Raw genomic sequence first — 17,712 nt, forward strand, 5'->3', positions numbered from 1 at the left:
CGCTCCCGTCAGTCGTTGCCGTCGGAACGGCCACCACTGACGTCCGACTCCTGCTCGGCACGGGTGCGCGCGGCCACGATCTTCCGCTTCGCGACGAGCAGGCCACCCCCCTCGGGGGTCACCGAACCGGTGTTTTCTTCCACCATCGGACTTTCCTCTCTTTTCTCGGGGACTCCCGCCGGGATTCCGGCAGGAAGCAAAGGCACAGCAGCGAGCGCGGCGGACGCCGACCTCGGTGACGACGGGCGTCCCGTGCACCGAGGGCACCCGCACGGCGGGTACTTGGTCGGTGAACCCAAGATCAGCGCCTTGCGCGGGTCCACCTGCAACGTGCGCACCGGGCCGTATGTCCGGCCCCCGTCGTATGGCACCCGGAGAGTCATGCGCCCGGTCGTCATGAGCACACACCAGCGTCAGGGCCGAACCTCCGCCGGTACGCCAGCCGCCACCCCACGCCGTAGCGGACCCACTTTTCGTTTCGCTCGGTCGCTGCCATGGAGAGAAATATTGACCTAGAAAGCGACGGCCGTGTAGTTCTTTCCCGTCATGGACTAAAGATCATGAACGGCAGGCGGTAGACCACTCCGCCAACAGGGCTCGCGCTTCGTCCCCGAACAGCGCATACCTCTCCAGCGTGGAGAACAGCTCCAAATGCATTTCGATGTCTCTTGAATCTCTCAGGATCACGACACCGGTGGTGTTCTCCACAGTGGCCAGGGTGTTGTCGTAGACAGTGAAGGTGTCCATCGGAGCAATGGGCTTGTACCCCGCGATTGGGATGACACCGAGCTTCACATTCGTTAGATGGGTCAGTGAAGCCAGCCGGTCAATCTGCATCGCCATCGCAGCTGGGGGCAGGAGTGGCCACCTCACAGCCTGCTCGGTGAGAATGAAGGTAAACCGCTTCTTCGTGTCGTAAAGAACCTCCTGCCGCTCCAGCTTCCTCGCGATCGTCTTAGTGACATCGGCCGGAGAATGGGCAAGGCTGGCTCGGATGTACTCAGGGGTGGACAGCAGTCCTGTGATCATCGAGAGCAGGAAGAAGCGGAACTCCGTGGACGAGGATTCAAGGGCGGCAAGTTCAGTCTGCTTCTTCTCCAGGCCCCTACGTCGCAGCGAGCGCAGGTCTTGCCATTCGGTGTTGGCCAGCCTCGCAAGGGCGATGACCTCCTCGATGACCTCGGGCGGAGCCACGACGGCCCGGAGGATTCTTTCCAGGTCCAGCAGACTCGGTTGGGCTTTCCCATTCTCAATCCGGCTGATCTTCGATTGGGACATGTTGCAACGCCGAGCGAGCCGGTCCCCAGTGAGGCCGGCTCGCTTGCGTAGTTCTTTCAGCAGGGCGGCCAGTTCTTGCTTCGGCTGCCCCAACTGTTCAGGGTCGAACGTCACCCGCTCACGTACTCCAGGAATGGAACCGACTCGGCAACCGCAATCCGCTTCCACTGCCGGTACGGCTCGGGATCACCCTCGTACAGTTCCCGGTTTATCTGCGTCCCGTCCGGCCGGTAGTTCATCAGGACCACCTTGGACTCATCGAACATCCAGAAATCCTGGTCCGGGAGTCCTGGGTTCTCCCGGTCGGTGAGGTCGAGAATGCGGATATCCTCGCCCGCCTTCACGTGATGCCGGTAGTAATACTCGAACTCGAACCGAAGGTAGTCCGAGAGCGGGCGAGTCACGACGTGCACCCTGCCGACGCTCTTTCCTTCCGAGGCCCATTGCCGAACCTCGTCCATCCAGGCCGACGTGTAATCGTCCGGGGATTTCTCCCCGGCGAGGAATCGCTTCAGCTTCTCCACTTCCTGGGGCATGGTGTAGACGGGCAGCGTTTCCAGCCGCCACGCCTCACGCTCCATGGAATCGAAGCAGTCATTCCACGCGTCACCATCCAAGTGCACGGAATGCCTCCCTGAGAACCGCCTCCGGGATTTCCACGAGCCCTTCCCCGAAGGGCGGGGTGAAGGCGTTGGACACGTCGCCCTGCACGACGAACGATCCCGTGGCCGTGCGGTACACGTTCGGGCAGTCCTTCTCTCCGCACTCGCCGTTGCCGTTGCCCGTGAGCCGGGTGCGTGCCGAACGTTCGGACATGCCAAACCCCCTTGCTCTGGCCCCGCTTGGGCCGCCTGCCCACCGACAGTAGAGGGGGTGGCGCTATGCGTCTATGCGTGAACGCGATTATGCGTGTCCTTGCATAAACAGGCCCCCGGCCGCCCGACCACCCCCGGTACGTGGTCGCGCACGTGCCCGTGCAGACTGGGCGTAGCCCCGTGGCGCGGTCCGGGAAGCCTGACCAGGGACGGACGCCGCCCCGGAGGAGGGTTGGTCACGTGACCAACGCATGACCAACAGGGGCCCGAGAGGGTCTGAAACAGCAGGAAAGAACAGGGGAAACGCCCGCCGAAATCAAGCCTGCCAGCGGGCGTTTCCCCATGTCAGAGCATGTGGGGGCTGGTGCCCGAGAGGAGAGTTCAAGTCCCCCCTCGGACACCAGCGGAGACCCCTGTTCATCAGGGGTCTCTCTCTTTTTTCAAGGGGCGTCATTCGGCGTCGGGCCGCCTGATGCGCAGTACGTCCTGCTCGTGCGGGATCGTGTAGCCGCCCTCAGCGGTGAGGAAGTGGCGGCGGACGTAGTCCTCGACGCTGTCACGAGGCGGCGGCGTGCCGTCGCCCAGGGGCGGGGGCAGGTTGAGATGGAATTCGGCCACCTCGACGGTCTCGCTCAGACGAGAGCCGGTGTAGCGCGCGGGGAGGGTGTCCAGCGCGACGTCACCGACCAGGCCGGGCGGGGCCCCGGCCAGTTCGCGTGCGAGTTCTCCGAGGTCGAAGCGGCAGCCGGTGAAGTGCCGCACCATGGTCATGCACGCGTTGTCGGGGTTTTGCAGGAGCACGAGGAGAAGACCGCCCGGGGCGACCCACTCCATGACGCGCAGCACCGTCGCCGTCCACTGCTCGGCCGGTACGTAGTAGAGGACGTGGGACAGCAGGGCCAGGTCGGCGGTGACTCCCGGCTCGGCTTCGAGGACCGGGTCCGGCAAGACGACCGCGTCCGGGCAGTTCCGCCGGAGCGCGCGGCGCATGGGTTCGCTGGGCTCGATGCATACGGTCCGCTCGAAGGAGGGGGCGAGGTGGCGCGTCGTGGTGCCGTCGGCCGGGCCGACATCCAGAAGTGCGCGCCGTCGGGGGAGCGCGGCCACGACATGATCGAGATAGGCGTGGGTGACGGCCTTCTCGTCGGATCCGGCCAGGAACCGGCTGAGGGCCCGGCGATAGGCGTCCTCCTCCGTCCGGAGCCCCCCGGCCGGCGCGGTCTTGCGCAGCGGCACCCTCTCACGTCCTTCCCGACAGGCGCGGCCGGTCGCCGCAGAGCCGGCGAGCACCGGGAGTCACGTTCAGTGACCGGTTATACACCGCCGCGGCTCCGGCCCCCCTGCCGGGCGGGAGTGACGCGCACGGCGGTACCCAGGGGGCGCACGGGAGCGAGGTGGCCTCCCGTGTCGCGCGGGCGGACGCGGAGGCGACGGCCGCCACCGCGCCGCCTACCGGAAGGCCAGGCCGCGTACCCGGTCCCCCCCGGCCACGCTCCGGGTCCCCGTGACCAGGCCGCCCGGCCGCGCCCGGACGCCCGCCTCCGCACCGCCCGGCCCGCCGGTCACGTACCGGCGGCGGGCGCCGGCCCCTCCCCGCGACCGGAGGGGCCGGCGCGGCCTCACGGGCAGGACACCGCCATCGACGCACCGTCGACGTCCCCGTCGTCGGTGCCCCCTGTCGTCGATGACGTGCGCGTACTGCCCGTGGCCGCTCGGGGAGACCATCAGCAGGTCCGTGGAAGCGCCCCCCGGGACGGACGGACGGGCGCGGCGAAGCCGTGGTCCTGCACGATGGCGGCGGCGACGTTGTCGCAGCAGTGGCTGCCCAGGCCCCAGCTCCCGTGCTCGGTGACGTTGTCGCCGGCCTTGCAGGCGGCGTAGCCCGGGATCGAGCCGTTCTGGATGGCGACCTGGTTCGGGCGCGTCCCGGACGACGCCCGGTCCCCGCCCTCACCGGAGCGGGCCGGGCGGCGGGGAGGGGGGCCATGATCTTCACTTGCCCTTAATGCGTATCATGTGCAAGTGCGCGACTACAGCATCAGCCCGGCCACCCCGCAGGACATAGACGGCGCCCGAGCCGTCATGCTCGACACCGTCTACCGCGACTTCGGCAGCGGTTACGTGCCCCGGTGGCACGGCGACATCATCGACCCCGCAGCGGCCTATCTCATCCCGCCGCGCCACACCCTGCTCGTCGCGCGCGACCCCGGCGGCGGGGAGATCGTCGCCACGGCGGCCCTCGACTCCCGCGGCCCGGCCCATCCGCCGAACCCGCGCCACGTCGCCGAGCGCTTCCCCTCGGGGGACACCGCCCAGCTGCGCCGGGTCTACGTCCGGCCGGAGCACCGCAGGCGGGGGCTGGCCCGGCGGCTCGTCGAGGAGCTGCTCGCGTTCGCCGAGGCGGACGGGGGATACCGGGCCGTCTACCTGCACACGGATCCGTCCGTACCGGGGGCCGAGCCCTTCTGGCGGTCGCTGGCCAAGGTCGTGCACGACGAGCGCGAGGACGCGGGCGGCGGCCAGGGCATCGTGCACTTCGAGGTGCCGTTGGGCGGGGGCCGGTAGTTGGAAATCGTTGTCAGATAAGCTGTGTTCACGATCTTCCGACCCCACCTCAGGACAATGCGCTCCCTCGTTCGCACTCGGCTGCTCCCCGCCCTCCTCCTCGCCCCTCTGCTCGCCGGCTGCTTCGCCTCCGGCGGCGGCCAGTCGTCCGGCGCGGACGCCGGGGGCGACGGCTCCCGCCTCCGCGTCGCGCTCGCCTTCCCGCCCGCCGAGAACCTCTCGCCGTACGGCGCCGACGCCACCCTCCTCAGCCGGCTCGGCGTCACCGAGGGCCTGACCACGCTCGACGCCAACGGCTCGGCCGCGCCCGCGCTCGCCCAGTCCTGGCGCCGCGAGAACGACCGGACCTGGGAGTTCACCCTGCGCGAGGCCGCCTTCCAGGACGGCACCGACGTCACCCCGTCCGCGGTCGCCGCCTCCCTCACGCACGCCACCGAGGCCAAGCCCGCGCCCGCCGCCCTGTCCGGGGTCACGCTCACCGCCAAGGCCGGCGGCGGCCGTACCGTGCGGATCACCACCGCCGAACCCGACCCCGTCCTGCCCCTGCGGCTGTCCAGCCCCAGCCTCGCCGTGCTCTCCCCGAAGGCGTACGGCACGACCGGGAAGGCCGACCCCGTCGGCACCGCCACCGGGCCCTTCGAAGTGACCAAGGTCAACGGCTCCGGCTCCGCCACCCTCGCCCGGTTCGACGCGTACTGGGGCGGACGCGCCCAGGCATCCGGCATCGACGCCCGGTTCATCGCCGACGGCACCGCCCGCGCCAACGCCCTGCGCACCGGCGAGGTCGACATCGCGGAGGCGGTCCCGGTCGCCCAGGCCGCCACCCTGGAGAAGGCCACACGGCACGCCACCGCCACCACCCGGACCACCAGCCTGCTGCTCAACGCCGCCTCCGGGCCGTTCAAGGATCCCGAGCTGCGCGCCGCGGCCCGCGCCGCCGTCGACACCTCCGCGCTCGCCGAGGACGTGTACGAGGGCTACGCCGACGCCGGAGCCGGCATCTACGGGCCCGCCGTGACCTGGGCGGAAGGCAAGCGGAAGCAGCCCGTGGGGCGGGCCGGGGCCGGCCGGCCGGGCGGGCGCGCGATCACCCTCGCCACGTACGACAACCGGCCCGAGCTGCCCGAGGTCGCCCAGGTGATCGAGCGGCAGCTGGAGAAGGCCGGGTTCACGGTGAAGCTGGAGGTGCGCGAGTACTCGCGGCTGGAGAGCGACGCCCTCCAGGGCCGGTTCGACGCCTTCGTCCTCGCCCGCAACAGCCTCGTCGACACCGGCGACCCCGTCGCCGTCCTCGCCAGTGACTACACCTGCGACGGCGGCTACAACATCGCCCAGCTGTGCGACGAGGACGTCGACCGCGCCGTCGCCCGGGCCGAGCAGACCGCCGACCCCGCCAAGCGGCAGGACGCCGCCATGGCGGCCGAGGCGGCGATCCTCGGCACCGACGCCGTCGTCCCGCTGGTCCACCAGCGGATCATCACCGGCGTCGGCACCTCGGTGAAGGGCGTGCTGCTCGACCCGTACGAGCGCACCCTGGTCGGCACGGGAACGCGGCGCTGACCCATGCGACAGCAGGTGACGGCGGCCTTGTGGCGGGCCCTGCTCGCCGCCGCCCTGGTGTGCGGCATCGGGCTGCTGCCCTGGCTCACGCACACCGACCCGGCGCTGACCGTCCTCAAGGCCCGCTCCGCCGACCGCGACCCGTCACCCGAGGTGCTGGCCGCCATCCGCGACCAGCTCGGCCTGGACGGCGGCCCGCCGCACCTGCTCGGGCAGTGGCTCGGCGGGCTCGCCCACGGGGACGCCGGACGGTCGTGGATCTCCGGGTCCGCCGTCCTGCCCGACGTGCTCCAGGCGCTCGGCGCCTCCGTGCTGCTGATGGCGGCGGCTCTGGCGGTCGCCGCCGTCACCGCCGCGCTGGTGTGCGCCCGCACCCTCCGCGCGGGCGCCCGCCGGCGGCTCGGCGGACGGCGCGGCGGCGGCACCCTGTCCGCGGTGCTCGCCGCGCTGCCCGAGTTCCTCACCGCCTCCGTCCTGGCCACCGTCGTCGGCGTGCAGCTCGGCTGGCTGCCCGCCCTCGGCTGGTACGGGCCGCAGTACACGGTGCTGCCCGCGCTCGCCCTCGGCCTGCCCGCCGGGGCCGTCCTCGGGCGGCTCCTCGACGATCTGCTGCCGGGCGCCTTCGGCGAGCCGTGGGCGCTGGCCGCCGCCGCCCGCGGACTGCCCGGCCGCCGCATCGCCCGCCAGGCGCTACGCCGCTGCCTGCCCGCCCTGCTGCCCAACATCGGCCTGTTCGTCGTCGGCCTGACCGGCGGGGCCGTCGCCGTGGAGCAGATCTTCGACATCCCCGGACTGGGCCGCACCACCCTCCAGGCCGCCCTCGCCCAGGACCTGCCCGTCCTCCAGGCCGGCACCCTCGCCCTCGTCCTGCTCGCCGCCCTCGCCACCGGCGCCACCCGCCTGACGGCCCACCTCCTCACCGGCCCCGCCCTGCGCGACGGCGCCCTGCCCACCCTGCACCGGCCGACGCCCCCCGCCCGCCGCGTCCTGCCGCTCCTCTACGGCGCCGCCCTGCTCGCCGTCGTCGCCCTCGGCCTGCTCCGCGACCCGCTCGCCGTGGACACCGCGGCCCGCCTGCGGCCCCCGTCCCCCGCCCACCCCTTCGGCACCGACGCCCTCGGCCGCGACCTGCTGGCCCGGGTCGGACACGGCGCCCTCGACACCCTCCTGCTCGCCGCCGCCATCACCGCCGCGACCCTCGTCCTCGGTGTCCTGCTGGGCCTGCTGCCCCGGCTGTCCGGGCCGCTCGTCGACACCGTCAACGCCGTGCCGCCCGTCCTCGCCGCGCTGCTGGTCACCGCCGTCGCGGGCAGCGGCCCGGCCACCCCCGCGCTCGCCGTGACCGCCGTCGGCTGGGCCGCGCTCGCCGCGCACACCTCCGCCCTGCTGCGGCAGGAACGCGCCACCCTGCACCTGCTGGCCACCCGCGGCATGGGCGCGAGCCGCTGGTACCTGCTGCGCCGCGAGATCCTCCCCGCGATCCTGCCGCCCGTCACCCGCCACGCCCTGCTGCGCCTGCCCGGCGTCGCCCTCTCCCTCGCCTCCCTCGGCTTCCTCGGCCTCGGCGCCCAGCCGCCGTCCCCCGAGTGGGGCCTGCTGCTCGCCGAGAACCAGCCCTACGCCGAACGCGCCCCCTGGGCCGTCCTCGCCCCCGCCGCCGTCCTCGCCCTCCTCGGCGCCCTCGCCGTCACCGCGGCCGGGGGAGTGCGCCGACCGCGCCGGAACCGGCGGCGCCCCGCCACCCCCGCGGCCGCCCCCGACCCGTCCCCCACACCGGCCGGGCAACCGGCGGGAGCCCGATGACCACCACCCGCACCGGCCCGCCCCGGACGTCCGGACGCACCCGCCTGTCCCCGCTGCTGCGGCTGCTCATCCTCACCCAGCTCGCCTTCAACATCGGCTTCTTCGCCGTGCTGCCCTTCCTCTCCGAGCATCTGGGCGGGGCGATGGGCATGGCGGGCTGGCTCGTCGGATTCGTGCTGGGGCTGCGCACCTTCAGCCAGCAGGGGCTGTTCGTGGTCGGCGGGGCGCTGGCCGACCGGTACGGCATCCGGCCCGTGGTGCTGACCGGCTGCGTGCTCAGGATCGCCGGATTCGTCTGGCTCGGATACGCCGAGCGGACCTGGGCGGTCATGGGCGCCGTCCTGCTCATCGGATTCGCCGCCGCGCTGTTCTCCCCCGCGGTCGAGTCGGAGGTCGCCCGGCAGGCGGTCGCCTGGGAGGAGGCGGGCGGCGGCCCCCGCACCCGCGTGCTGGCGCTGTTCACCGTGGCCGGGCAGGCCGGGGCGTTCACCGGCCCGCTGCTGGGGGCCCTGCTGCTGGCGGTGGACTTCCGTACGGCGTGCCTGGCCGGCGCGGGGGTCTTCGTCCTCGTCCTGGCCGGGCACGCCCGGCTGCTGCCGCAGCACATCCCCGGACGGGCGCGTACGAGGGTCAGGGGCGGGGCGCGGCTGCTGCTGCGCAACCACCGCTTCCTGGCACTGTGCTGCGCCTACGGCGCCTACCTGCTCGCCTACAACCAGCTCTACCTGGCGCTGCCCGCCGAGGTGGAGCGCGCCAGCGGCTCCCAGGCGCCGCTCGCCTGGCTGTTCGCGCTGTCCTCGCTGCTGGTGGTGACCGCGCAACTGCCCGTCACCCGCTGGGCGGGCCGGCGGCTGACACCGCGCCGCTCCATGGTGGCGGGGCTGGCGCTGATCGCGGCGGGGTTCGCGGCCGTGGCGGCGGCGCGTCCCGCCGGGTGGACCGGCACCGCCGGGCTGCTGCCCGCCGCCGGGTTCGTGGTCCTGCTGACCGCCGGGCAGATGCTCGTCGCGCCGGTGGCCCGCGCCTGGGTGCCCGATCTCGCCGAGGAGGGGCGGCTCGGCCTGTACACGGGGGCGCTGTCGTCGGTCTCCGGGCTCATCGTGCTGCTCGGCAGTTCGGCGACCGGCACCCTGCTCGACAGCGGTCTGCCGGCCGCCGTGCCCTGGCTCGTCCTGGCCGCCGTACCCCTCGGGGCCGTCGCGCTGCTGCCGCGGCGCGGCTGAGCCGGGGCGGCCCCCGGGCGCGGGCCGCCCGCCGCGCCGGCCGGTCAGCCCGTGACGGCCTCGTGCACCAGCCGCTTGAGGTCCCGGTAGACCGTGTGCGACGACGTCGGCCGCACCTGCGTCATGAACTGCACGGTGAGATCACGGCCGGGATCGACCCAGAAGGTGGTGGTGGCGACCCCGCTCCAGCCGTACGTGCCCGGTGCGGACGGCGCCTGTGTGCGAGTGGGGTCGATCACCACCGAGACACCCAGGCCGAAGCCGACACCGTCGTTGCCCGGCTGGTCGTGCGCGGGGCGGCTGCCGAAGGCGCGCAGGTCGGCACCGACGGGCAGGTGGTTGCGGGTCATCAGGTCCACCGTCTCGGCGCGCAGCAGCCGGACGCCGTCGAGTTCGCCGCGCCGCCGCAGCATCTCCATGAAGCGGTGCCAGTCGTACGCGGAGGCCACCAGGCCGCCGCTGCCGGACAGGAACCGCGGCCGCCCCCGCAGCGGCAGCCCCGGGACCGGCTCGATCCCGCCGCCCGCCGTCTCGCCGTACAGCTCGGCGAGCCGCCCGGCCTGCTCGTCGGTGACGTGGAAACCGGTGTCCGTCATACCGAGCGGGCGGAAGATCCGCTCGGCGCAGAACACGTCGAGCGGTTGCCCCGACGCCACCTCCACCAGCCGCCCGAGGACGTTGGTGGCCACCGAGTAGTTCCACTGCGTGCCCGGCTCGAACTGCAACGGCAGGCTCGCGTACAGGTCGACCGTCTCGGCCAGGTCCGCCCCGGGCCGCACCGACGACTCCAGCCCGGCCGCGCGGTAGAGCGCGTCGATGGGATGAGCGTGGTAGAAGCCGAAGGTCAGACCGGCCGTGTGGGTCATCAGGTGCCGCACGAGGACCGGGCCGGAGGCCGGGCGGGTGGTGACGTCCGGGCCCGAGCCGCCGGTGTACACCCGGGGCGCGGCGAAGGCGGGGAGGTACCGTTCGACCGGGTCGTCCAGCGACAGCCGCCCCGCCTCCGTCAGCATCAGCGCGGCGACCGACGTCACCGGCTTGGTCATGGAGTAGACCCGCCACAGCGTGCCGGCCTCGACAGGCAGCCCGGCGGCCACGTCCCGGTGCCCGTGGACGGTGAGGTGGGCGACGCGCCCGCCCCGGGCCACGGCCACCAGGAATCCGGGCAGGCGCCCCTCGTCGACCTGGCGCGCGAAGTGCCGGTCGAGACGGTCCAGCGCGTCACGGTCCAGCCCCGCCTCGCCCGGCTCGACCTCTTGCCGCAGCAGTGCCATTGTTCTCCTCCGTCGCGTTCGCCGAGGTGAGGTCCGGCATACCCGGCGCGGCCGGTGCCAGACCTCACGGCGCGCCGGTGGCGTCTCCCGCGCGCGCCGGCGCCGGCCAGCGCGTAGACAGGCCGCCGCGCTGCCCGCGCCGGCCGCCCTCCGGTCGGGGCAACCGCTTCGGGTTCGCCGACGAATGTCCGCGCGTGGCCCCCCGGGCGGGGCCGTCCCCTACCGGTACCCGTATCCACGCGGCCCCCGCCACGACCTCGCCCGCCTTCCGTAGGCGTCTGCGTGTGGACCGGGCCACGACAGGCAACCGGCGTGCGGGTCAGACGGTCGCCGTCTCCGGCTGCCGGGCCCGCCGGTGTGCCCGCTCGCCGAGCTCCTCCGTCGGCACCGTGTGGGTCTCCCGGGCGGAAAGGGCGGCGATCACCGGAGGGACGCACAGGGCCGCCGTGAACAGGGCCACCGCGAACCAGTCGTCGCCGCCCGGACCGGCGATCCGCGCGGCGAAGGTGACCGCGAACCCGGCCACGGCGAAGCCGATCTGCGTGCCGATCGCGACCCCGGACAGCCGGACCCGGGTGGTGAACATCTCGCCGTAGAAGGCGGGCCACACGCCGTTGGCGGCGCTGTACACGATGCCGAAGGCCACGATGCCCAGCAGCAGCATCAGCGGGTAGGAGCCCGTCGAGATCGCCCACAGGTACAGGAACATCGTCACCGCGCTGCCCACGGTGCCGATCAGGAAGACCGGACGGCGGCCGACGCGGTCGGACAGCACCGCCCACAGCGGGATCGCCGCCAGCGCGGCCAGGTTGGCCAGGGCGCCCACCCACAGCATGGACGAGCGGGACATGCCGACCGAGTCGCCGGTCGCGTACGCCAGCGCCCAGACGGTGAAGATGGTGCTGACCGAGGCGATGAGCGCGCCGGCGATCACCCGCAGGACGTCCGCCCAGTGCTCGCGCACCAGGATCACCAGCGGCAGCTTCACCACGCCCTCGGCGGCGGCCTGCTGGGCGAAGGCCGGCGTCTCGTCCAGCTTGCGGCGGATCACGTAGCCGACGACGGCGACCGCGACGCTCAGCCAGAACGGGACCCGCCAGCCCCAGGACAGCAACTGGTCCTCCGGAAGCGCGGCGACCGGGAGGAAGACCAGGGTCGCCAGGAGCTGGCCGCCCTGGGTGCCGCTGAGGGTGAAGCTGGTGAAGAAGCCGCGCCGGTGCGGCGGCGCGTGTTCCAGGGCCATGGAGTTGGCGCTGGCCTGTTCGCCGGCGGCCGAGATGCCCTGGAGCACGCGGCACAGCACCAGCAGCACCGGGGCGAGGGCGCCGGCCTGCGAACGGGTGGGCAGACACCCGATGAGGAACGTCGACAGGCCCATGAGGATCAGGGTGAACACCATGATCTTCTTACGGCCCAGCCGGTCGCCGATGTGCCCGAGGACGAACGCGCCGAGCGGGCGGGCGGCGTACGCGACCCCGAACGTGGCCAGCGACAGCAGGGTGGCGGTGGCCGGGTCCGACTCGTCGAAGAAGACCTCGGGGAAGATCAGCGCGGCGGCGCTGCCGTAGATGAAGAAGTCGTAGTACTCCAGGGCGCTGCCGATCCAGGCGGCGGTGGCGGCCTTCTTCGGCTGCCCGGGCGGGGCGGTGCTGCGGGACGCGGCGGGGACGGACACGGCGGCTCCTTCGGGGAGACTGGCGACGCGGGCGGAGTGAGCGCAGGGGAGAAGTGCCGATCGGCTAATTAACCCACTGGATAGTTAGTCGCGGTTGGGTAGGGATGTTGCGCCGACGTGTCCCGGGTGTCAAGGGGTGCTGACGTGCGATGCGCGGCCCCGCTCAGTCCGCCGTGCGCTCCGCCGTCAGGTAGGCGATCACCATGTCGCCCAGCATGGCGCGGTAGTGCTCGCGCCGGCCCGGGTCGACCAGGTCGCGGCCGAACAGGGCGCCGAAGGTGTGCCGGTTGGCGACCCGGAAGAAGCAGAAGGAGCTGATCATCGCGTGCAGGTCCACGGCGTCGACATCGGCGGTGAACAGGCCCGACTCCCGGCCCGCCGCCAGGATGCGGCGGATCACGTCCAGTGCCGGCGAGCCGATCCGGCCGAGCTTCTCCGAGGCCGCGATGTGCTCCGCCCCGTGGATGTTCTCGATGCTGACCAGGCGGATGAAGTCGGGGTGCTGTTCATGGTGGTCGAAGGTCAGTTCGGCCAGGCGGCGGATCGCCGCCACGGGGTCGAGGTGGTCGACGTCGAGCTGCTGCTCGGCCTGGCGGATCACGCCGTACGCCCGCTCCAGTACGGCGGTGAACAGCTGTTCCTTGCCGCCGAAGTAGTAGTAGATCATCCGCTTGGTGGTGCGGGTGCGGGCGGCGATCTCGTCGACGCGGGCGCCGTCGTAGCCGGCCCGGGCGAACTCCTGGGTGGCGACGTCGAGGATCTCGGCCCTGGTACGGGCGGCGTCACGGATGCGCCCGCCGGGTCGTGCCGGTTCGTCGACGCTGGTCATCGGGTTCCTTCGGCTGCGGGCGGAGTCGTGCCGGTGATTGTAGAAGGCCGTCGCCGGCGCCGTCCGCGAACGGTCGGGTCTTCCCATGGGCCGCACCCGGCTGCTATGACTAACGTACTGGTTCGTACATTAGCCGCCGTCGGGACCGTCGGGGCTCGGTCGGTTCGGTCGGCCTCGAAAGCCCGGGCCGCTCCGGCCGCCTCGCCGGCTCTCGTCCTCGTCGGTGGTGTCAGCCCGTCCCTCAGTCAGGCCCGCTCAGGAGGTCCCGGTGCCCAAGGACTCGTATCTCGTCGGACTGATCGGTTCCGGCATCGGCCCCTCGCTCAGCCCGGCCCTGCACGAGCGGGAGGCCGACCGCCAGGGCCTGCGCTGCCTGTACCGGCTGATCGACATCGACACCCTCGGCGTCCCGCCCGAGGCGGTGGGCGACCTGGTGCGCGCCGCCCGCGACCTCGGCTTCGACGGGCTCAACATCACCCACCCCTGCAAGCAGCTCGTCCTTCCGCATCTGGACGGCCTCGCCCCGCAGGCCGAGGCGCTGGGCGCGGTCAACACCGTGGTCTTCGACGGCCGCCGGGCGATCGGACACAACACCGACGTCACCGGCTTCGCCGCCTCCTTCGCCCGCGGGCTGCCCGACGTGCCGCTGGAGCGGGTGGTGCAGCTCGGCGCCGGCGGCGCGGGCGCGGCCGTCGCCCACGCCACGCTCACACTCGGCGCCGGGCGGATCACCGTCGTCGACGCCCTGCCCGAACGGGCCGCCGCCCTGGCCGCCACCCTGGAACGGCACTTCGGCACGGGCCGCGCGGCCTGCGCCACCCCCGACCGGCTGGCGGAACTGACCGCGGCGGCCGACGGCATCGTGCACGCCACCCCCACCGGCATGGCCGCCCACCCCGGCCTGCCCCTGCCCGCCGGACTCCTCCGTCCCGGACTGTGGGTCGCCGAGGTCGTCTACCGCCCGCTGGAGACGGAACTGCTGCGCACCGCCCGCGCGCTCGGCTGCGCCGTGCTCGACGGCGGCGGCATGGCCGCCTTCCAGGCGGCGGACGCGTTCCGCCTGTTCACCGGGCGGGAACCCGACAGCGCGGGGATGCTCGCCGATCTCGCGGAGCTGGCCGGGGTCGTCACGGCACCGAAGTAGAGAGGTACCCGGATGCGTACGTCCATCGCCACCGTCTCCCTCAGCGGCTCCCTCACCGAGAAGCTGAACGCCGCCGCCCGGGCCGGGTTCGACGGCGTGGAGATCTTCGAGAACGACCTGCTCGCCAGCCCCCTCACCCCGGAGGAGGTCCGCGACCGCTGCGCCGACCTCGGCCTGACCATCGACCTGTACCAGCCGATGCGGGACGTCGAGGCCGCCCCCGCCGAGGAGTTCGCCCGCACCCTGCGCCGGGCCCGGCACAAGTTCGCGCTGATGCGCCGGCTCGGGGCGGACACCGTGCTGGTCTGCTCCAGCGTCTCCCCGCTCGCCGTGGACGACGACGCGCTCGCGGCCGAACAGCTCGCCCGGCTCGCGGACCTCGCCCAGGACTTCGGCATCCGCGTCGCCTACGAGGCGCTCGCCTGGGGCCGGCACGTCAGCACCTACGACCACGCCTGGCGCATCGTCGCGGCCGCCGGCCACCCGGCGCTCGGCACCTGCCTGGACAGCTTCCACATCCTCTCCCGGGGCAGCGACCCGCGGGGCATCGAGCACATCCCCGGCGAGAAGATCTTCTTCCTCCAGCTCGCCGACGCGCCCCGCCTCGCCATGGACGTCCTCCAGTGGAGCCGCCACCACCGCTGCTTCCCCGGGCAGGGCGGCTTCGACGTGGCCGGGCTGGTCCGGCACGTGCTGCGCACCGGTTACGACGGTCCGCTCTCCCTGGAGGTCTTCAACGACGTCTTCCGGCAGTCCGACGCCGGCGCCACGGCCGTCGACGCCCAGCGCTCCCTGCGCCTGCTCCAGGAGCAGGTCGGGCTCACCGCGCCGCCCGCGCCCGTCGTCCCCACGGGAGTCGCCTTCGCCGAGCTGGTCACGCCGGACGCCGAACCCGTCGCCGCCCTGCTCGGCGCGCTGGGCTTCGCCCGCACCGCCCGGCACCGCGGCAAACCCGTCGACCTGTGGCAGCAGGGCGCGGCCCGCGTCCTGGTCAACACCGGATCCGCCGCGCGCCGCGCGGGCACCCACCTGGCCGCCGTCGGCCTGGAGTCTCCCGACCCGGCGGGCGCGGCCCGCCGCGCCGAGGCGCTGCTCGCCCCCGTCCTGCCGCGCCGCCGCGCACCGCGGGACGCCCCGCTGGAGGCGGTCGCCGCCCCCGACGGCACGGAGCTCTTCTTCTGCGCCACCGGGCGCGAGGCGCTGCCCGACTGGCGGGCGGACTTCCCGGCCACCGGGCACGGCGCGCCGCGGGGCACGGGGGCGCACCGGATCGACCACGTCTCCCTGACCCAGCCCTGGCACCACTTCGACGAGGCCGCCCTCTTCCACCGCAGCGTCCTCGGGCTGCACGCGCAGGAGAGCGTGGACATCGCCGACCCCTACGGCCTGCTGCGCAGCCGGGCGGTCACCAACGCGGACGGCAGCGTCCGTATCGTCCTCACCGTCGGCCCGGCACCGGCCGACGACACCGCGCACGCCCAGCACATCGCGCTGGCCACCGACGACGTGGTCGCCGCGGCGCGCCGCTTCCGCGCGGCCGGCGGCTCCCCGCTGCCGATCCCCGTCAACTACTACGACGATCTCGCGGCCCGGTACGAGTTCGCCGAGGGCGAGCTGGAGACCTACCGCGAGCTGGGCATCCTCTACGACCGGGACGCGCACGGCGGTGTCTTCCGGCACTGTTACACGCACACCGTCGGCCGGGTCTTCTTCGAGCTCGTCCAGCGGGACGGCGGCTACCGGGGCTACGGCGCCCCCAACGCCTCCGTCCGCCTGGCCGCCCAGCACGCCGCCCGGGGCTTCACTGGCGGCTGACGGCGCGGGTGACGCCCGCGGCGACCGTGGTGGCCAGGATCCAGCCCGTGACGGTCAGCAGGTAGGCCAGCCACTGGTGGGCTGGCCCTCGCCCGCGTCCAGGACGGCGTCCCCGAGGTTGAGCTGCCCGGCCACGGAGGCCCCGGTGAGCCGGGCCGCCCCGCGCGTGCGCAGCCCGGGGGCCCACAGGTCGGCGCCGAGGACCGCCTGGTTCGGCTGGAGCACCGGCTCCTCCGTGTCCGGCGGGGCGTGGATCCGCGCGCTCTCCAGGTACACGCTCCCGGCGATCTCCGCCCCGGCCAGCCGCACCGTCCCGTGGAACCGGGTCCGGGTCATCCGCAGCACGCCCTCCACGCGCGCCGCGTGGGCGATCAGTCCCGGCAGGGCGGACTCGCTCAGGTTGAGTTCCCGCAGCCGGCAGCCGTAGAGCCGGGGCACCTCCTCGAAGTGACAGTTCTTCAGCCACACCGGCTGGTCGATCGTGGCGTACTGGAGGCGCAGGGCGCCGGTGATCCGGGCGCCGCAGAGGTCCAGCGAGGCGATCGGGCCGCTCTCCTGAGGGCAGGTGAGGAGGAGCGCCCGCAGCACCGCCGCCCGTACGGTGCGCTCCGGCCCCCAGCCGCCGCCGTCGGTGGCGTCCTCGTCGTCCGCCGTGCGGAAGTCCACGGCCTGGCCGCGCGGGAATGCCCGCCACACCCGGGCCTCGGCCGGGGTCAGCTCGCTGATCTCCATCAGCCGGGACTCTGACGCGCCGACCGGGGGCTGTCAACAGGCCACCGGCCGGCGCCCGTTCAGGGCCGGGTGTCCGGGCAGAGGGAGGACCAGCGGCAGATCCCCCGCCGGGCGCCTACTTCTTGGCCGACTCGACGGCGTGGCCGCCGAACTGGTTGCGCAGGGCGGCGATCATCTTCATCTGCGGCGAGTCGTCCTGGCGGGAGGCGAACCGGGCGAACAGCGAGGCGGTGATCGCCGGAAGCGGCACCGCGTTGTCGATGGCGGCCTCCACCGTCCAGCGGCCCTCGCCGGAGTCCTCGGCGTAGCCGCGCAGCTTCTCCAGGTGCTGGTCCTCGTCGAGGGCGTTGACGGCGAGGTCGAGCAGCCAGGAGCGGATGACCGTGCCCTCCTGCCAGGAGCGGAAGACCTCGCGGACGTTGTCCACGGAGTCGACCTTCTCCAGCAGCTCCCAGCCCTCGGCGTAGGCCTGCATCATCGCGTACTCGATGCCGTTGTGGACCATCTTCGCGAAGTGGCCCGCGCCGACCTTGCCCGCGTGGACGTACCCGTAGGGGCCCTCCGGCTTGAGCGACTGGAAGATGGGCTGGAGGCGGTCGACGTGCTCCTTGTCGCCGCCGACCATCAGCGCGTAGCCGTTCTCCAGGCCCCACACACCGCCGGAGACGCCGGCGTCGACGAAGCCGATGCCCTTGGCGCCGAGCTCGGCGGCGTGCTTCTCGTCGTCGCTCCAGCGGGAGTTGCCGCCGTCGATCACCGTGTCGCCGGGCTGGAGCAGCTCACCGAGCTCGTCGACGACGGACTGGGTGGCCGCGCCGGCCGGGACCATCACCCAGACCGCGCGCGGCGCCTGAAGCTTGCCGACGAGTTCCGTCAGGCTGCTGACGTCGGAGATCTCGGCGTTGCGGTCGTAGCCGACGACGGTGTGGCCGGCGCGGCGCAGGCGCTCGCGCATGTTGCCGCCCATCTTGCCGAGACCGATGAGACCGAGCTGCATGA

General features: G+C 73.0%; 16 protein-coding genes. 6 read left to right on the forward strand and 10 right to left on the reverse strand.

What is annotated here, in order from left to right; all coding sequences use genetic code 11:
• Nucleotides 1-8 precede the first annotated feature (8 nt).
• The 5 genes from AB0L74_RS05565 to AB0L74_RS05585 all read right to left on the reverse strand — a co-directional run bounded on the left by AB0L74_RS05565 (nucleotide 9) and on the right by AB0L74_RS05585 (nucleotide 3,329).
• Nucleotides 9-146 (reverse strand): hypothetical protein, encoded by a 138-nt coding sequence (locus tag AB0L74_RS05565; protein WP_249457127.1) that lies wholly within the window; start codon nucleotides 144-146, stop codon nucleotides 9-11.
• Nucleotides 147-558: 412 nt separating this feature from the next.
• Nucleotides 559-1,392 carry a helix-turn-helix transcriptional regulator gene (locus tag AB0L74_RS05570; RefSeq protein WP_365645866.1) on the reverse strand — a complete coding sequence of 278 codons (834 nt, stop codon included), beginning with the start codon at nucleotides 1,390-1,392 and terminating at the stop codon, nucleotides 559-561.
• Complete coding sequence (locus AB0L74_RS05575; protein WP_365645868.1) at nucleotides 1,389-1,901, reverse strand: DUF6879 family protein; 513 nt, start codon at nucleotides 1,899-1,901, stop codon at nucleotides 1,389-1,391. The genes AB0L74_RS05570 and AB0L74_RS05575 overlap by 4 nt, the downstream gene beginning before the upstream one ends.
• On the reverse strand, nucleotides 1,885-2,094 hold the full coding sequence (locus AB0L74_RS05580; protein ID WP_365645870.1) for a hypothetical protein: 210 nt from the start codon (nucleotides 2,092-2,094) through the stop codon (nucleotides 1,885-1,887). Before AB0L74_RS05580 ends, AB0L74_RS05575 begins: the two co-directional genes overlap by 17 nt.
• A gap of 449 nt (nucleotides 2,095-2,543) precedes the next feature.
• Nucleotides 2,544-3,329, reverse strand: coding sequence for a methyltransferase domain-containing protein (locus AB0L74_RS05585; RefSeq protein ID WP_365645871.1), 786 nt, complete (start codon nucleotides 3,327-3,329; stop codon nucleotides 2,544-2,546).
• A 780-nt stretch (nucleotides 3,330-4,109) separates the two neighbouring features.
• Between AB0L74_RS05585 and AB0L74_RS05590 the strand changes: the two genes are divergently transcribed.
• The 4 genes from AB0L74_RS05590 to AB0L74_RS05605 are packed head-to-tail and all read left to right on the forward strand — an operon-like array spanning nucleotide 4,110 to nucleotide 9,244.
• Nucleotides 4,110-4,658: a GNAT family N-acetyltransferase gene (locus tag AB0L74_RS05590; RefSeq protein ID WP_365645873.1), complete on the forward strand. Its 549-nt coding sequence runs from the start codon at nucleotides 4,110-4,112 to the stop codon at nucleotides 4,656-4,658.
• Nucleotides 4,659-4,715: 57 nt separating this feature from the next.
• Complete coding sequence (locus AB0L74_RS05595) at nucleotides 4,716-6,218, forward strand: ABC transporter substrate-binding protein (RefSeq protein WP_365645875.1); 1,503 nt, start codon at nucleotides 4,716-4,718, stop codon at nucleotides 6,216-6,218.
• A gap of 3 nt (nucleotides 6,219-6,221) precedes the next feature.
• Nucleotides 6,222-8,021: an ABC transporter permease subunit gene (locus AB0L74_RS05600; protein ID WP_365645877.1), complete on the forward strand. Its 1,800-nt coding sequence runs from the start codon at nucleotides 6,222-6,224 to the stop codon at nucleotides 8,019-8,021.
• On the forward strand, nucleotides 8,018-9,244 hold the full coding sequence (locus AB0L74_RS05605) for an MFS transporter (protein ID WP_365645879.1): 1,227 nt from the start codon (nucleotides 8,018-8,020) through the stop codon (nucleotides 9,242-9,244). The genes AB0L74_RS05600 and AB0L74_RS05605 overlap by 4 nt, the downstream gene beginning before the upstream one ends.
• A 44-nt stretch (nucleotides 9,245-9,288) precedes the next feature.
• Here AB0L74_RS05605 and AB0L74_RS05610 read toward each other — a convergent pair whose 3' ends face one another.
• The 3 genes from AB0L74_RS05610 to AB0L74_RS05620 all read right to left on the reverse strand — a co-directional run bounded on the left by AB0L74_RS05610 (nucleotide 9,289) and on the right by AB0L74_RS05620 (nucleotide 13,022).
• Nucleotides 9,289-10,518 carry a serine hydrolase domain-containing protein gene (locus AB0L74_RS05610; RefSeq protein WP_365645881.1) on the reverse strand — a complete coding sequence of 410 codons (1,230 nt, stop codon included), beginning with the start codon at nucleotides 10,516-10,518 and terminating at the stop codon, nucleotides 9,289-9,291.
• Nucleotides 10,519-10,837: 319 nt separating this feature from the next.
• Entirely contained in the window at nucleotides 10,838-12,193 is a 1,356-nt protein-coding gene (locus AB0L74_RS05615; RefSeq protein ID WP_365645883.1) for an MFS transporter, read from the reverse strand.
• 163 nt (nucleotides 12,194-12,356) lie between these two features.
• On the reverse strand, nucleotides 12,357-13,022 hold the full coding sequence (locus AB0L74_RS05620) for a TetR/AcrR family transcriptional regulator (RefSeq protein ID WP_365645885.1): 666 nt from the start codon (nucleotides 13,020-13,022) through the stop codon (nucleotides 12,357-12,359).
• Between the two features lie 268 nt (nucleotides 13,023-13,290).
• Between AB0L74_RS05620 and AB0L74_RS05625 the strand changes: the two genes are divergently transcribed.
• Complete coding sequence (locus tag AB0L74_RS05625; protein WP_365645887.1) at nucleotides 13,291-14,166, forward strand: shikimate dehydrogenase; 876 nt, start codon at nucleotides 13,291-13,293, stop codon at nucleotides 14,164-14,166.
• Between the two features lie 12 nt (nucleotides 14,167-14,178).
• Entirely contained in the window at nucleotides 14,179-15,981 is a 1,803-nt protein-coding gene (locus AB0L74_RS05630; protein WP_365645889.1) for a TIM barrel protein, read from the forward strand.
• A gap of 54 nt (nucleotides 15,982-16,035) precedes the next feature.
• Here the strand turns inward: AB0L74_RS05630 and AB0L74_RS05635 are convergent, their stop codons facing one another.
• Nucleotides 16,036-16,713, reverse strand: coding sequence for a hypothetical protein (locus tag AB0L74_RS05635; protein ID WP_365645891.1), 678 nt, complete (start codon nucleotides 16,711-16,713; stop codon nucleotides 16,036-16,038).
• A gap of 115 nt (nucleotides 16,714-16,828) precedes the next feature.
• Nucleotides 16,829-17,710, reverse strand: coding sequence for a phosphogluconate dehydrogenase (NAD(+)-dependent, decarboxylating) (gene gnd / locus AB0L74_RS05640; protein ID WP_365645893.1), 882 nt, complete (start codon nucleotides 17,708-17,710; stop codon nucleotides 16,829-16,831).
• Nucleotides 17,711-17,712 lie beyond the last annotated feature (2 nt).

It is taken from the genome of Streptomyces sp. NPDC052020, from assembly GCF_040680575.1.
GTDB lineage: Bacteria > Actinomycetota > Actinomycetes > Streptomycetales > Streptomycetaceae > Streptomyces.

Coding starts and splice junctions, on each gene's coding strand:
- AB0L74_RS05620 (WP_365645885.1), bottom strand. CDS start 13,022: ATGACCAGCGTCGACGAACCGGCACGACCCGGCGGGCGCATCCGTGAC.
- AB0L74_RS05595 (WP_365645875.1), top strand. CDS start 4,716: ATGCGCTCCCTCGTTCGCACTCGGCTGCTCCCCGCCCTCCTCCTCGCC.
- AB0L74_RS05635 (WP_365645891.1), bottom strand. CDS start 16,713: ATGGAGATCAGCGAGCTGACCCCGGCCGAGGCCCGGGTGTGGCGGGCA.
- AB0L74_RS05600 (WP_365645877.1), top strand. CDS start 6,222: ATGCGACAGCAGGTGACGGCGGCCTTGTGGCGGGCCCTGCTCGCCGCC.
- AB0L74_RS05630 (WP_365645889.1), top strand. CDS start 14,179: ATGCGTACGTCCATCGCCACCGTCTCCCTCAGCGGCTCCCTCACCGAG.
- gnd (WP_365645893.1), bottom strand. CDS start 17,710: ATGCAGCTCGGTCTCATCGGTCTCGGCAAGATGGGCGGCAACATGCGC.
- AB0L74_RS05610 (WP_365645881.1), bottom strand. CDS start 10,518: ATGGCACTGCTGCGGCAAGAGGTCGAGCCGGGCGAGGCGGGGCTGGAC.
- AB0L74_RS05565 (WP_249457127.1), bottom strand. CDS start 146: ATGGTGGAAGAAAACACCGGTTCGGTGACCCCCGAGGGGGGTGGCCTG.
- AB0L74_RS05580 (WP_365645870.1), bottom strand. CDS start 2,094: ATGTCCGAACGTTCGGCACGCACCCGGCTCACGGGCAACGGCAACGGC.
- AB0L74_RS05605 (WP_365645879.1), top strand. CDS start 8,018: ATGACCACCACCCGCACCGGCCCGCCCCGGACGTCCGGACGCACCCGC.